Origin of the sequence: Pseudomonas sp. AN-B15 (assembly GCF_019056475.1) — a bacterium.
Classification (GTDB): Bacteria; Pseudomonadota; Gammaproteobacteria; order Pseudomonadales; family Pseudomonadaceae; genus Aquipseudomonas; species Aquipseudomonas parakoreensis.
Genome location: NZ_CP049737.1, coordinates 1,145,023 through 1,159,004 on the forward strand (window position 1 = coordinate 1,145,023; position 13,982 = coordinate 1,159,004).

At 62.3% G+C, this 13,982-nt stretch carries 9 protein-coding genes; 3 read left to right on the plus strand and 6 right to left on the minus strand.

Features of this window, described 5'->3' with window-relative positions; translation table 11 throughout:
• Window positions 1-70 precede the first annotated feature (70 nt).
• From purL to GTQ41_RS05045, 3 genes are all read left to right on the plus strand, one after another.
• On the plus strand, window positions 71-3,967 hold the full coding sequence (gene purL, locus GTQ41_RS05035) for a phosphoribosylformylglycinamidine synthase (protein WP_047292712.1): 3,897 nt from the start codon (window positions 71-73) through the stop codon (window positions 3,965-3,967).
• 5 nt (window positions 3,968-3,972) lie between these two features.
• On the plus strand, window positions 3,973-4,284 hold the full coding sequence (locus GTQ41_RS05040; RefSeq protein WP_047292715.1) for a YqfO family protein: 312 nt from the start codon (window positions 3,973-3,975) through the stop codon (window positions 4,282-4,284).
• 1,013 nt (window positions 4,285-5,297) lie between these two features.
• Window positions 5,298-5,660 (plus strand): DUF6124 family protein, encoded by a 363-nt coding sequence (locus GTQ41_RS05045; protein WP_047292716.1) that lies wholly within the window; start codon window positions 5,298-5,300, stop codon window positions 5,658-5,660.
• A gap of 122 nt (window positions 5,661-5,782) precedes the next feature.
• Here GTQ41_RS05045 and nagE read toward each other — a convergent pair whose 3' ends face one another.
• From nagE to GTQ41_RS05075, 6 genes are all read right to left on the minus strand, one after another.
• On the minus strand, window positions 5,783-7,498 hold the full coding sequence (gene nagE, locus GTQ41_RS05050) for an N-acetylglucosamine-specific PTS transporter subunit IIBC (protein ID WP_047292718.1): 1,716 nt from the start codon (window positions 7,496-7,498) through the stop codon (window positions 5,783-5,785).
• Window positions 7,499-7,533: 35 nt separating this feature from the next.
• Window positions 7,534-10,047, minus strand: coding sequence for a phosphoenolpyruvate--protein phosphotransferase (gene ptsP / locus GTQ41_RS05055; RefSeq protein WP_047292720.1), 2,514 nt, complete (start codon window positions 10,045-10,047; stop codon window positions 7,534-7,536).
• 179 nt (window positions 10,048-10,226) lie between these two features.
• Window positions 10,227-11,237, minus strand: a complete 1,011-nt coding sequence (locus GTQ41_RS05060) for an SIS domain-containing protein (RefSeq protein ID WP_047292722.1) — start codon at window positions 11,235-11,237, stop codon at window positions 10,227-10,229.
• The gene (gene nagA, locus GTQ41_RS05065; protein ID WP_047292725.1) at window positions 11,230-12,336 is read right to left on the minus strand and encodes an N-acetylglucosamine-6-phosphate deacetylase; all 1,107 of its coding nucleotides are present in this window, start codon (window positions 12,334-12,336) and stop codon (window positions 11,230-11,232) included. Before nagA ends, GTQ41_RS05060 begins: the two co-directional genes overlap by 8 nt.
• Before the next feature lie 30 nt (window positions 12,337-12,366).
• Window positions 12,367-13,107, minus strand: coding sequence for a GntR family transcriptional regulator (locus GTQ41_RS05070; RefSeq protein WP_161794889.1), 741 nt, complete (start codon window positions 13,105-13,107; stop codon window positions 12,367-12,369).
• A 274-nt stretch (window positions 13,108-13,381) separates the two neighbouring features.
• Entirely contained in the window at window positions 13,382-13,897 is a 516-nt protein-coding gene (locus GTQ41_RS05075) for a murein L,D-transpeptidase family protein (protein ID WP_041063109.1), read from the minus strand.
• Window positions 13,898-13,982: the final 85 nt, after the last annotated feature.

Below are 13,982 nucleotides of genomic sequence, written 5' to 3' on the forward strand. Positions count from 1 at the left end.
TGATGTTGAGGGCGGTTTAGGCTAGAATGCACGGCCTCAAAGCACACCCCTTCCCGAGGCTGTCCCGAAGATGTTGATCCTGCGCGGCGCTCCTGCCCTTTCTGCCTTTCGCCACAGCAAACTCCTTGAGCAACTGAGCCAGAAGGTTCCAGCTGTCAATGGCCTGTATGCTGAATTCGCTCACTTCGCCGAAGTCACCGGCGTCCTGACCGGCGACGAACAGCAGGTGCTTGCGCGCCTTCTGAAGTACGGCCCAAGCGTTCCGGTACAAGAGCCGACCGGCCGTCTGTTCCTGGTGTTGCCGCGTTTCGGCACCATCTCGCCATGGTCGAGCAAGGCCAGCGACATCGCCCGCAACTGCGGCCTGAGCAAGATCCAGCGTCTGGAGCGCGGTATCGCGTTCTACGTGGCCGGCCAGTTCAGCGACATTGAAGCCCAGCAGATTGCCGACGTGCTGCATGACCGCATGACCCAGATCGTCCTGGGCAATCTGGAACAGGCCGCGGGTCTGTTCAGCCACGCCGAGCCGAAACCGCTGACCGCCATCGACATTCTTGGTGGCGGCCGCGCCGCGCTGGAAAAAGCCAACACCGAGCTGGGCCTGGCCCTGGCCGAAGACGAAATCGACTATCTGGTCAACGCCTTCAACGGTCTCAAGCGCAACCCGCACGACATCGAACTGATGATGTTCGCCCAGGCCAACTCCGAGCACTGCCGCCACAAGATCTTCAACGCCAGTTGGGATATTGACGGCGAGAGCCAGGAAAAAAGCCTGTTCGGCATGATCAAGAATACCTATCAGATGCACAACGAAGGCGTGCTGTCCGCTTATAAGGACAACGCTTCGGTGATCGTCGGTAACGTCGCCGGCCGCTTCTTCCCGGATCCGGAAACCCGCCAGTACGGCGCGGTGCAGGAGCCGGTGCACATCCTGATGAAGGTCGAGACCCACAACCACCCGACCGCGATCGCCCCGTTCCCGGGCGCGTCCACCGGTTCCGGTGGCGAGATCCGCGACGAAGGCGCAACCGGTCGTGGCGCCAAGCCAAAGGCCGGCCTGACCGGTTTCACCGTGTCCAACCTGCAGATCCCGGGCTTCGAACAGCCGTGGGAAGTGCCGTACGGCAAGCCTGAGCGCATCGTTACCGCGCTGGACATCATGATCGAAGGCCCGCTTGGCGGCGCCGCGTTCAACAACGAATTCGGCCGTCCGGCCCTGACCGGCTACTTCCGTACCTTCGAACAGTCGATCAGCACCCCGCACGGTGACGAAGTTCGCGGTTACCACAAGCCGATCATGTTGGCTGGCGGCATGGGCAACATCCGTGAAGAGCACGTCAAGAAAGGCGAGATCGTCGTCGGCTCCAAGCTGATCGTGCTCGGCGGCCCGGCGATGCTGATCGGTCTGGGCGGCGGCGCCGCGTCCTCGATGGCCACCGGCACCAGCTCGGCGGATCTGGACTTCGCTTCCGTACAGCGTGAAAACCCTGAAATGGAACGTCGCTGCCAGGAAGTCATCGACCGTTGCTGGCAGCTGGGCGACAAGAACCCGATCAGCTTCATCCACGACGTGGGCGCGGGCGGTCTGTCCAACGCCTTCCCGGAACTGGTCAACGACGGCGACCGCGGTGGCCGTTTCGAACTGCGCAACATTCCAAACGATGAGCCGGGCATGGCCCCGCACGAAATCTGGTCCAACGAATCCCAGGAACGTTACGTTCTGGCGGTCGGCCCGGCTGACTTCGAGCGCTTCAAGGCGATCTGCGAACGCGAGCGTTGCCCGTTTGCGGTGGTCGGTGAAGCCACTGCCGAGCCGCAACTGACTGTGACCGACAGCCACTTCGGCAACAACCCGGTGGACATGCCGCTGGAAGTGTTGCTGGGCAAGGCGCCGCGCATGCACCGTTCGGTGGTTCGCGAAGCCGAGCTGGGCGATGACTTCGATCCGTCGAACCTCGACATCGCCGATTCCATCGAGCGCGTCCTGCACCATCCGGCCGTGGCGAGCAAAAGCTTCCTGATCACCATCGGCGACCGCACCATCACCGGCCTCGTGGCCCGTGACCAGATGGTCGGCCCATGGCAGGTTCCGGTGGCCGACGTCGCCGTCACCGCCACCAGTTTCGACGTCTATACCGGTGAAGCGATGGCCATGGGCGAGCGTACTCCGCTGGCGCTGCTGGACGCTCCGGCGTCGGGCCGCATGGCCATCGGCGAAACCCTGACCAACATTGCCGCCTCGCGCATCAACAAGCTCTCCGACATCAAACTGTCGGCGAACTGGATGTCCGCTGCCGGCCACCCGGGCGAAGACGCGCGTCTGTACGACACCGTGAAAGCGGTCGGTATGGAACTGTGCCCTGAGCTGGGCATCACCATTCCGGTCGGCAAGGACTCGATGTCCATGGCCACCCGCTGGAACGACAACGGTGAAGAAAAAACCGTTACCTCGCCGATGTCGCTGATCGTGACCGGTTTCGCCCCAGTGGCTGACATCCGTCAGACCCTGACCCCGGAACTGCGCATGGACAAGGGCACCACCGACCTGATCCTGATCGACCTCGGTCGCGGTCAGAACCGCATGGGTGCCTCGATCCTCGCTCAGGTTCACGGCAAGCTCGGCAAGCAGGCGCCGGACGTCGATGACGCCGAAGACCTGAAAGCCTTCTTCGCGGTGATCCAGGGCCTCAACGCCGACGGTCACCTGCTGGCGTACCACGACCGTTCCGACGGTGGTCTGCTGACCTCCGTGGTGGAAATGGCCTTCGCCGGCCACTGCGGTCTGAGCCTGAACCTCGACAGCGTTGCTGAATCCTCGGCAGAAATCGCCGCCATCCTGTTCAACGAAGAACTGGGTGCCGTGATCCAGGTTCGCCAGGACGCGACCCCGGACATCCTCGCCCAATTCAGCGCTGCCGGTCTGGGTGACTGCGTTTCCGTGATCGGTCAGCCGATCAACAATGGCCAGATCAACATCACCTTCAACGGTGACACCGTGTTCGAAGGCCAGCGTCGTCTGCTGCAACGTACCTGGGCTGAAACCAGCTACCAGATCCAGCGCCTGCGCGACAACGCCGACTGCGCCGAGCAAGAGTTCGATGCGCTGCTGGAAGAGGACAACCCGGGCCTGAGCGTCAAGCTGAGCTACGACGTCAACCAGGACATCGCCGCGCCTTACATCAAGAAAGGCATTCGCCCACAGGTTGCCGTACTGCGTGAGCAGGGCGTCAACGGTCAGGTGGAAATGGCGGCGGCGTTCGACCGCGCCGGTTTCAACGCGATCGACGTGCACATGAGCGATATTCTCGCCGGCCGTGTTGACCTGAACGAGTTCAAAGGCCTGGTGGCCTGCGGTGGTTTCTCCTACGGCGACGTCCTCGGCGCCGGTGAAGGCTGGGCCAAGTCGGCACTGTTCAACAGCCGTGCCCGCGATGCATTCCAGGGCTTCTTCGAGCGTAACGACAGCTTCACCCTCGGCGTGTGCAACGGCTGCCAGATGATGTCCAACCTGCACGAGCTGATCCCGGGCAGCGAGTTCTGGCCGCACTTCGTGCGCAACCGCTCCGAGCAGTTCGAAGCGCGCGTGGCGATGGTGCAGATCCAGGAATCGAACTCGATCTTCCTGCAGGGCATGGCCGGTTCGCGCATGCCGATCGCCATCGCGCACGGTGAAGGGCATGCCGAGTTCTCCAGCGAAGAAGCCTTGCTGGAAGCCGATCTGTCCGGTTGCGTGGCGATGCGTTTCGTCGACAACCACGGCAAGGTCACCGAAGCCTACCCGGCCAACCCGAACGGTTCGCCGCGCGGGATCACCGGCCTTACCAGCCGCGACGGTCGTGTGACGATCATGATGCCGCACCCGGAGCGTGTGTTCCGCGCGGTGCAGAACTCGTGGCGTTCGGAGGACTGGACCGAAGATGCTCCTTGGATGCGCATGTTCCGTAACGCGCGCGTCTGGGTGAACTGAGGCCTGTGTACAAGCTCGCGTTTTTTGTTCCCGACAGTCATGTCGAGGTGGTCAAGGACGCTGTATTCGCTGCCGGTGGTGGGCGGATCGGGGACTATGACCACTGTGCGTGGCAGGTGCCTGGGTCTGGTCAGTTTCGGCCTTTGGACGGCAGTCAGCCGTTCATTGGCGAGGCGGGGCGGGTTGAGCGGGTCGAGGAATGGAAGGTTGAGCTTGTGGTTTGTGATGAGCTGATTCGTGAGGTGGTGGCGGCTTTGAAGTTGAGTCACCCTTACGAGACGCCGGCTTATGAGGTGTGGCGGCTGGAGGATTTCTGATCTTTCTGCCGCTGGAACGGGAAACCCGCAGATGAGTGATTGTCTGCGGGTTTTTTGTTACCTGCGATTTGAGGGGGGACTGCGTTTCATTGTGGGAGCTGGCTTGCCAGCGATGGCGCCCTTATAGGCGACCATGCTCTGTCTGATTGAGTGAGTATCCGTTGCTTCGGGTGCGGCGGCTGGCGGTTTCGCCCTTACGGCGACTCACTTTTTTTACAAACGCCTAAAAAAAGTAAGCAAAAAAACGCTTGCTCCTGCGTTCGGCCCGCTCGCTGGGGCTCGGGGTCCCTTCGCTGCGGGATCGATCCGGGGGCAGCGCCTACGGTTTGCTTCGCTGCACCTCCTCTCGCTGTGTTTGGCTGCGCCAAACGGTCGCTGCGCTCCCACCCCCGGATCAATCCCTCCGCTCAGCCTTCCGATGTCGCCCGTGGATCAAGATCAAGAGCGGTACTCGAGCTTGCGCTCATTGTGTTGAGTGGGCGGCTGCGCCGCATGGGGTATACACAAATCAAAACTGTGGGAGCTGGCTTGCCAGCGATGGCGGCCTGAAAAACGACCAATTTCTATCGGGTGCAGTACTCACCTGTAGGAGCTGCCGAAGGCTGCGATCTTTTGACTTTGGTTTTTTACAGTCAAAGGCCAGATCAAAAGATCGCAGCCTTCGGCAGCTCCTACACGGGATGTTTTGTGTTTAAGAGTGTGTGGAACTACCAGAACCTTCCCACAAGGTTTTCAGGTTGTCCCTCGGACGTCCGGTCTCTAGGCTTTGTCTGTCGCTGCCAATTCAGCGACCGGGCGTGAGATCCCCGGAATGCTTGCAACTAGCGCCAACACCACGATAATTGGCGCCAGCTCAATCTGCTGCCTGCTTTATGGCGGCTGTGTGCGGGCAGACTTCGGTCTGGCCGGTTGCCTGCTCCGGTGGATCTCACCCTGCACATAGCTGCCACCTCTTTGCCGCGTGAGATCCGGCGAACGATGGCATCTTCACACGCCCTAGCAGGAGTTGAATTTTGGACAAGCTAATCCCCGATCCACCCCACGAAACTACAGCGCCACCCGCCGACGCCATCCGCGTCGAAGACCTGACAAAAGACCGCGAAGCCATCAAGCGCGCTGTCGATTTCTACTTCACCCCGCAATCCGCTGAGGCGCATCAGCCCAGCACGATGTTCTTGGTCAACCCCAACGTCGACTCCGAAACCCTGCTAGCCCACGCCTACGAATCGTTGGCCTGCGCCAGTGCCATGGCCAGCAACTTCGCCAACGAACTCAGCGGTCTGCAACGCAGCACCGCTCTTGCCATCCAGCAGATCGTCATGCTCGCCGAACTCGCGGTAAACCGCGCGCTGGATCGAGTCGATCCACAGACCTGATCTCTCAGGTTCACCGCGTTATCGTTCTTCGCGAGCAAGCCCGCTCCCGCATTTGACCGGCGTACACAGGTCAATGTGGGAGCGAGCTTGCTCGCGAAGAGGCCCGCCCAGACGCCGGCGAGTCAAACCTTGGCGCTGACCTCACTCCGATTAACCAACGCCTCAATCGCCCCACTCAAACTCGCCGCTTTCTCACCAATCAACAAATGCCAGACCCCACCCTCCAGCGGGCTGACACCCTGGCACCCCAGCTCTTTCAACTGAGCCTCGGACAACGCTTTACCATCGACCAGTTGCAGGCGAATGCGGGTCAGGGCGATGCAGTCCAGCTGCAGCACATTGTCGCTACCGCCCAACGCCGTCAGCCATTGTTGGGCTTCCGGTGCAGCGACCATTGCAGCTTTCGATTCCTCGACTACCACCGCAGGCGCAGCCACCAACGCACGCCCCAGCGTCGGCATGGCGAGGCGGATTTCGTCGGCGATGCTGTCGGCCAATGGCCCGACCACCACCTGCAAGCTGCCGCCCTTGCCCGGGCGTACCACGGCCATCGCACCCAGAGCTTTCAAATCAGCGTCGGAAGCCTTGTTGCGATCAACCATTTCCAGGCGCAGACGAGTCGTGCAGGCGCCAACTGTGACCAGATTCTCGGCACCGCCCAAGGCTTTGATGTACGCAGCCGCACGTTCGTTTTCTGTCAGCACCGACTTTTCGGCCGACGCCACATCCTCACGCCCCGGCGTCTTCAAATTGAAGCGACGAATACAGAAATCAAACACCGCGTAATACACCACGGCATACGCCAGTCCGACCGGAATCACCAGCCAGCCATTGGTCGAGCGCCCCCAACCGAGCACCATGTCGATGAAGCCGCCGGAGAAGGTGAAACCGAGGTGGATGTTCAGCGCATTGGTGATCGCCATCGACAGGCCGGTCAGCAGCGCATGCAGCAGATACAGCAGCGGGGCGAGAAACATGAAGGCGAATTCGATGGGTTCGGTTACCCCGGTCAAAAACGAGGTCAGCGCCATCGACAGGAAAATCCCGCCCATGACCTTGCGCCGCTCCGGCAGCGCGTTGCGGTACATCGCCAGGCACGCAGCAGGCAGACCGAAGATCATCATCGGGAACATGCCGGTCATGAACTGGCCGCCCTTTGGATCGCCGGCGAAGTAGCGTGACAGGTCGCCGGTGACCAGTGCGCCAGTGGTCGGGTCGGTGAAGTTGCCGAATACGAACCACGCCATGTTGTTGAGGATGTGGTGCAGGCCGGTGACGATCAGCAGGCGGTTGAACACGCCGAAGACGAACGCACCAATGCTGCCGCTTTCCATCATCAGCGCGCCGAAGGCATTGATGCCGTGCTGGATCGGCGGCCAGATGTAGCCGAACACTACGCCCAGACCGACCGCCGCGAACCCGGTGACAATCGGTACAAACCGTCGGCCGCCGAAGAACGCCAGGTACTCCGGCAGCTTGATGTCTTTGAAGCGGTTGTACAGCGCCCCGGCCATCAGGCCGCTGACGATCCCGGCGAGCATGCCCATGTTGATGCTCGGGTCGAGCACCTTGAGGGTGGAGATCATCACCAGGTAACCGATCACTCCGGCCAGACCCGCGGTGCCGTTGTTGTCCTTGGCAAACCCGACGGCGATGCCGATGGCGAAGATCATTGCCAGGTTGGCAAAAATGACTTGGCCGGCATCGTGAATGATCGCGATGTTCAAAAGGTCGGTGTCACCCAGACGCAGCAGCAGGCCGGCAATCGGCAGGATCGCGATCGGCAGCATCAGCGCGCGGCCGAGGCGTTGCAGGCCTTCGATGAAGAGTTGGTACATGGTGGTTCTCCCTGCTCTTTGTAGAGAGCTTGTTGTTAGTGCAGAGGCCAATGCTGGTGGCAGGCGTGACGAACCGCAGCGGCGCTGTTGAGTTTCAACAGGTCGAGGCTGAGGCGTTGGCATTCGGCCTCGTGCAGCTGGCGCACGCGATCCTTGATTTCACCGATTTGCACCGGGCTCACCGACAACTCGGTTACGCCGAGGCCGATCAGTACAGGCGTCGCCAGTGGGTCGGAGGCGAGGGCACCGCACACGCCAACCCAGCGCTTGTGCACCGCCGCGCCTGCGCAAGTCATGGCGATCAGTCGCAGCAGCGCCGGGTGCAGGGCATCGACCCGGGCGGCCAAACCTGCGTGATCGCGGTCCATGGCTAGGGTGTATTGCGACAGGTCGTTGGTGCCGATGGACAGGAAGTCGGCATGTTCGGCCAGTTGCTCGGCTTGCAGCGCGGCGGCGGGGACTTCGATCATCACGCCGATTTCCGGACGTTGATTGATGCCCAGCTCCAGGCACAGCGCATCGACCTGCTGGCGGATGTGCAGCAGTTCATCGACTTCGGTAACCATCGGCAGCAGGATCCGGCAGCGCTGCAACGGGCTGACCTGCAGCAGTGCGCGCAGTTGCTGATCGAGGATTTCCGGACGGGCCTGAGCCAGGCGAATGCCGCGCAGGCCGAGTACCGGATTGGCTTCGGCGGGCAGCGGCAGGTAGTCGAGTTGCTTGTCGCCGCCGACGTCGATGGTGCGGATGATCACCGAGTGCTCGCCCATGGCATCGAGCACGGCTTGATAGGCGGCGCGCTGCTCTTCGACGTCCGGCGCGGTCTGCCGGTCGACGAACAGAAACTCGGTGCGCAGCAGGCCGACGCCATCGGCACCGTTGGCAAAGGCGTCCGCCGCTTCATGGCTGGAGGCAACGTTGGCGACCACTTCGATGGCCACGCCATTGCGGGTTTCGGCGGGCAGATGCGCCTTGGCCTGTTGCGCATCGCGGCGTTGCTGACGGTCCATTTGCGCCTGCTGCACTTCGGTCAGGCGTTCGGTGCTCGGCGCCAGTTCGAGGCGGCCGCCATCGGCATCCAGCACAACCGACTGACCTTGCGGCTGATCGAGCAGAGCGGCGCCCAACGCCACCAGGCATGGCAGGCCTTTGCCGCGCGCCAGAATCGCGACATGCGACGTCGCGCCACCCTCGGCCATGCACAACCCGGCGACACCCTGGGCGCTGAGTTGCAGCAGATCCGACGGCGTCAGTTCATGCGCAGCGACGATGGCCCCGGCCGGCACGTCGTAATGCCAGGCTTCGCCGAGCACGGCGCGCAGCACCCGTTGCTTGAGGTCGCGCAGGTCGTTGGCGCGTTCGGCCAACAGTGCGCTGCCGGTGTGTTGCAGCACTTCGCACTGCACATCGATCGACTGGCTCCAGGCGTGAGTCGCCGCTGTGCCTTGATCGATGGAATGCTGCGCGGCGTCGAGCAGGGCCGGGTCTTCGAGCAGGGCCAGGTGCGCGGCGAAGATCGCTTCTTCATCGATGTTCTTGTGCTTTTTTGCTTGGGTGAGCGTGGCGTTGATTTCGTTGCGAACCTGCTTCAGCGCCGACTCCAGCACCTGCTGTTGCACCAGCGGATCATGACTGCCTGTATCTGCCGGCAGGCTGATCGCATTCAAGCGAAACAGCGGCCCGCCGACCAGACCCGGTGCGGCGCACACCCCTTGCAGCACACCCGCCTCGGCCGGGCGTTTGCGCGGTGTGGCGCTGGCCGGCGCAGCGGCGTGATGATCATCGGGCAGGGCGGTCGCCAGCGCATTGAGCAAAGCCTGCAGCGCGGCTTCGGCGTCCGGTCCCTGACAGCTGACCTGCACTTCATCCTGTTCACCGATGCCCAGGCCCATCAGCCCGATCAGGCTGTTGCACGGCGCCGATTGGCCGGCGAAGTGCAGCTGCGACTGGCTCTTGAAACCTTGTGCGGTCTGGCGAATTAGCGCGGCCGGGCGCGCATGCAGGCCGCCGCGATGTGCCACCAAGGCCAGCCCCTGCACCGCTGGCCCACCCAGCACTTCAGCATTCGCCGCCGTACTGGTACGGGCAATGATGTGCAGCAGCGGCTCGCCGACTTTCACCGCTTTGAGCGTGATCGGGCGTACCTGGAAGTCCTGGCTGTTGGTCAGGATCAGCAGGCTGACCAGGCTTTTGCACTGCTGGCCGACCTTGTCCAGGTCGTAGCGCAACAACGGTTGGCCCTTGTCGACCCGCGTGCCTTGCTTGACCAGCATCGAGAAGCCTTCGCCGTTCAGTTCGACAGTGTCGAGGCCCAGGTGCAGGAGGATTTCCGCGCCGTTGTCGGCGCGCACGGTCAGCGCGTGGCCGGTGCGGGCGACGTGGATGATCTCCCCGGCGCAGGGCGAGTACAGGGTGTCATTCAACGGGTCGATGGCGATGCCGTCGCCCATCGCGCCACTGGCGAACACCGCGTCCGGGACTTTGGCGAGCGTGAGCACCGGGCCGCTGAGCGGGGCGCTGAGGGTCAGCTCTTTATTGTTGTTGTGCATGGCTCGGTCTCATCAGTAATTTCGCTTTCCCCTGTAGGAGCTGCCGCAGGCTGCGATCTTTTGATCTTGTTTTTTGGATCAAAATCAAAAGATCGCAGCCTTCGGCAGCTCCTACAGGGTTGTGCATCAATCAACGGTTTTCGCGTCCGCCGACAGGGTTGTGCATCGTTCAGCAGTGGTCAGTGCGTACGGGTCACTTTGCTCAGGTGGCGCGGCTGATCCGGGTTCATGCCGCGGGCCACGGCCAGGCCAGCGGCCATCACGTAGAAGCTCTGGATCGCCAGAATCGGGTCGAGGGCCGGGTGTTCGGCGCGGCTCAGGGTCAGGTCGCGCTCGAGGATGTCGTCCGGTGCCGCGAGCAGCACACGGGCGCCACGTTGACGCATCTCTGCCGCGAGGCTGATCAGGCCGGCCTGTTCGGCACCGCGCGGGGCGAACACCAGCAGCGGGTAATGCGCGTCGATCAGCGCCATCGGGCCGTGACGGACTTCGGCGCTGCTGAACGCTTCGGCCTGAATCGCCGAGGTTTCCTTGAACTTCAGCGCGGCCTCTTGGGCGATGGCAAAACCGGCGCCACGGCCGATGACCATCAGCCGTTCACAGTCGCGCAAGGCGTCGATCGCGCTGCTCCAGTCCTGTTGCGCCGCATCGCGCAGTCCTTCGGCCAGGGCGTTGTGCGCTTCCAGCAGTTCGCGGTCTTCTTTCCAGTGCGCGATCAGGCGGGCGCTGGCGCTGAGGGTGGCGATGAAACTCTTGGTCGCGGCGACACTGCTTTCGGTGCCGGCGAGCAGCGGCAGGCTGAATTCACACGCCGCTTCCAGTGGCGAATCGGCGGCATTGACCATCGATACGCTCAGCGCGCCACGCTTGCGCAGCAGACGCAGGCTGTTGACCAGATCCGGGCTCTGCCCCGATTGCGAGAACGCGAACGCCACCTGACCGCTGACCTTCAACGGTGCCTGCTGCATGGTCACCACCGACATCGGCAACGACGCCACCGGCACACCCAGTTGCTGCATGGTCAGGTAGGCGAAGTAGCTCGCCGCGTGGTCGGAACTGCCGCGCGCGACGGTCATTGCCACTTGCGGCGGCTGACGGCGCAGGCGTCCGGCGATCTCGATCATCTGCGGGTCGAGCTGTTGCAGTTGGGCTTGCACGGCCTCGAACGAGGACAGCGCCTCTTCAAGCATTTTTGAAGTCAATGTCTTCTCCTTCGACCATGACGGCGGTCAGTGTGAGTGAGCGATCCAGCCGCACGCAGTCGGCCCAGGCGCCCGGTTGCAGGCGCCCGCGTTCGGTGATGCCGAGGTAGTCGGCGGGGAATTGCGAAAGACGTTGCGAGGCTTCGGCGATCGGCAAACCGATCTTCACCAGGTTGCGCAGGGCCTGATCCATGGTCAGGGTGCTGCCGGCCAGCGTGCCGTCGGGCAGGCGCACGCCGCCCAGGCATTTGGTCACGGTGTGGCTGCCGAGCTTGTATTCACCGTCGGGCATGCCGGCGGCGGCGGTTGAATCGGTGACGCAGTACAGACAAGGGATCGAACGCAGGGCCACGCGGATCGCGCCGGGGTGCACGTGCAACAAGTCCGGGATCAGTTCGGCGAATTTGGCGTGGGCCAGCGCGGCGCCGACGATGCCCGGCTCGCGGTGATGCAGCGGGCTCATGGCGTTGTACAAATGGGTGAAGCTGGTCGCGCCGGCATCGAGGGCGGCAACGCCTTCCTCGTAGCTGCCGAGGGTGTGGCCAATCTGCATGCGGATGCCGCGGCTGCTGAGTTCGCGGATCAAGCCGTCGTGGCCGGCGATTTCCGGGGCGATGGTGATCACCCGGATCGGCGCCAGCGCGAGGTATTGCTCGACCTCGGCCATCAACGCGGTGTGGGCAAAGTTCGGCTGCGCGCCGAGTTTTCCCGGGTTGATGTACGGGCCTTCCAGATGCACACCAAGGACGCGGGCGGCGCCTTGCGGACGCTGTTCGCAGAACTCACCGACTTCTTTCAGCACGCTGGAGATCTCGGCACTCGGCGCGGTCATGGTGGTGGCCAGCAGTGAAGTGGTGCCGAAGCGCACGTGGGTTTTGGTGATGGTTTCGAAGGCGCTGGCGCCTTCCATGATGTCTTTGCCGCCGCCGCCGTGGACGTGCAGGTCGATGAAACCCGGCAGCAGGTACGGCAGGTCATTGTCGGCCGGATCGCAGGGCACGCCTTCGATCGACACGACTTTGCCGTGTTCGTGAATCAGCCGGCCGCGAACCCAGCCGCTGGCGGTGAGGATGTTGTCTTCGGACATTTTGCTTCTCTCGTTTGGCCTGGCTGCTGGTCAGCGGCGAAGCTCTGCAACAAAGTCGTAGTAGTCGTTGCGGCAATAGGTGTCGGTGACTTCGATCGGCGTGTTGTCTTCCAGGTAGCCGACCCGGGTCATCAGCAGCATGGCGGTGCCGGGGGCGATGCCGACCAGTGCGGCGAACTCGTCCGAGGCGTTGATCGCCTGGATGTGCTGCAGGGCGCGGACGATCGGTTTGCCGATGCCGTCGAGGTACTCGTAGAGCGAATCGCCGACCAGGTGCGGCTTGGGCATGATCGAGGCGGGCAGGGTGCTCATCTCGATGGCCATCACGGTGTCGTCGGCCTTGCGCAGGCGTTTCATGCGCGCCACCTTGTCGTTCGGCGACAGGCTCAGGCGGATCAGTTCTTCGTGAGTCGGCAGGGTGATTTCGCGTTCCAGCCACTGCGAGCTGGGCACGAAACCCTTGAGGCGGAGCATTTCGCTGAAGCCCGAGAGGCGTGACAGCGGTTGTTCCAGGCGTGGGGTGATGAAGGTGCCGGAACCTTGCAAGCGGCGGATCAGACCTTGATCGAGCAACACCTCCAGCGCCTTGCGCGCGGTGACCCGGGAGATCCCGAGTTGCTCGCTGAGGTTGCGCTCGGAGGGCATGGCCTGCTCGGCCTTCCACTGCCCGGAATGGATCGCCGATTCCAGATTGCGCGCTAGCTGCAGGTACAGCGGCGTCGGCTGGGAGTCATCTGGGCGTAGGGCCTGGAGGTCGTTCATGTAGGTCATTTCCGACGCGAGTATAGGATTGTTGTGGCTCGCTTGTGGGGCGGAAATTAATACCACTTGAATACCATGTCAACGCAGTGAATTGGCGTGTAGCCCAATGAAATGGCGGGTTTCGGGGTTTGTGGTTTTAAGTGGTATTAGGGGTGGGCTGTAAAAAACAAAAGATCGCAGCCTGCGGCAGCTCCTACAGTGGGAAGTGGTATCAACCCTGTAGGAGCTGCCGCAGGCTGCGATCTTTTGATTTATTTTTTTTCTGGTGACCAGTGGTCGCTGGTTAAGGACGAATCTCGATCATCGTGCCGTCCGGCACCAGACCCCAGACTTCACGCATGTCCATGTTGCGCATGGCGATGCAGCCGTCGGTCCAGTCCAGGGTGTGGAACAGGTCTTCGGGGGTTTCTTCCGAATCCGGCGTGCCGTGAATCATGATCATCCCGCCAGGCTCGACGCCTTCGCGGCGGGCACGGGCCGAATCGCTGATGTTCGGGTAGGAAATGTGCATCGCCAGGTTGAATTTCTCGCTGACCTTGCGCCAGTCGATCCAATAGAAACCTTCCGGCGTGCGCTTGTCGCCTTCAATCAGTTTCGGCCCCTTTTTCGCGCCCTTGCCCAAGGAAATCCGATAGGTCTTGATCGGTTTGCCGTCGGCAATCAACTGCAGTTGATGCGCCGATTTGAGCACCAGGATTTTTTCGATCAGCGGGGTGTTCGATGGCGTCACGGTGGTCACGAAGGACGCTTGGGAGACTGAGACGAATGACAGGCAAAACAGAGCAAACAACCAGCGCATTGAAACCATTCCCCAAAGAGTGACGCAACGTTAAGTGTAGGAGCTGCCGAAGGCTGCGATCTTTTGATCTTCTGATCTTCTGATC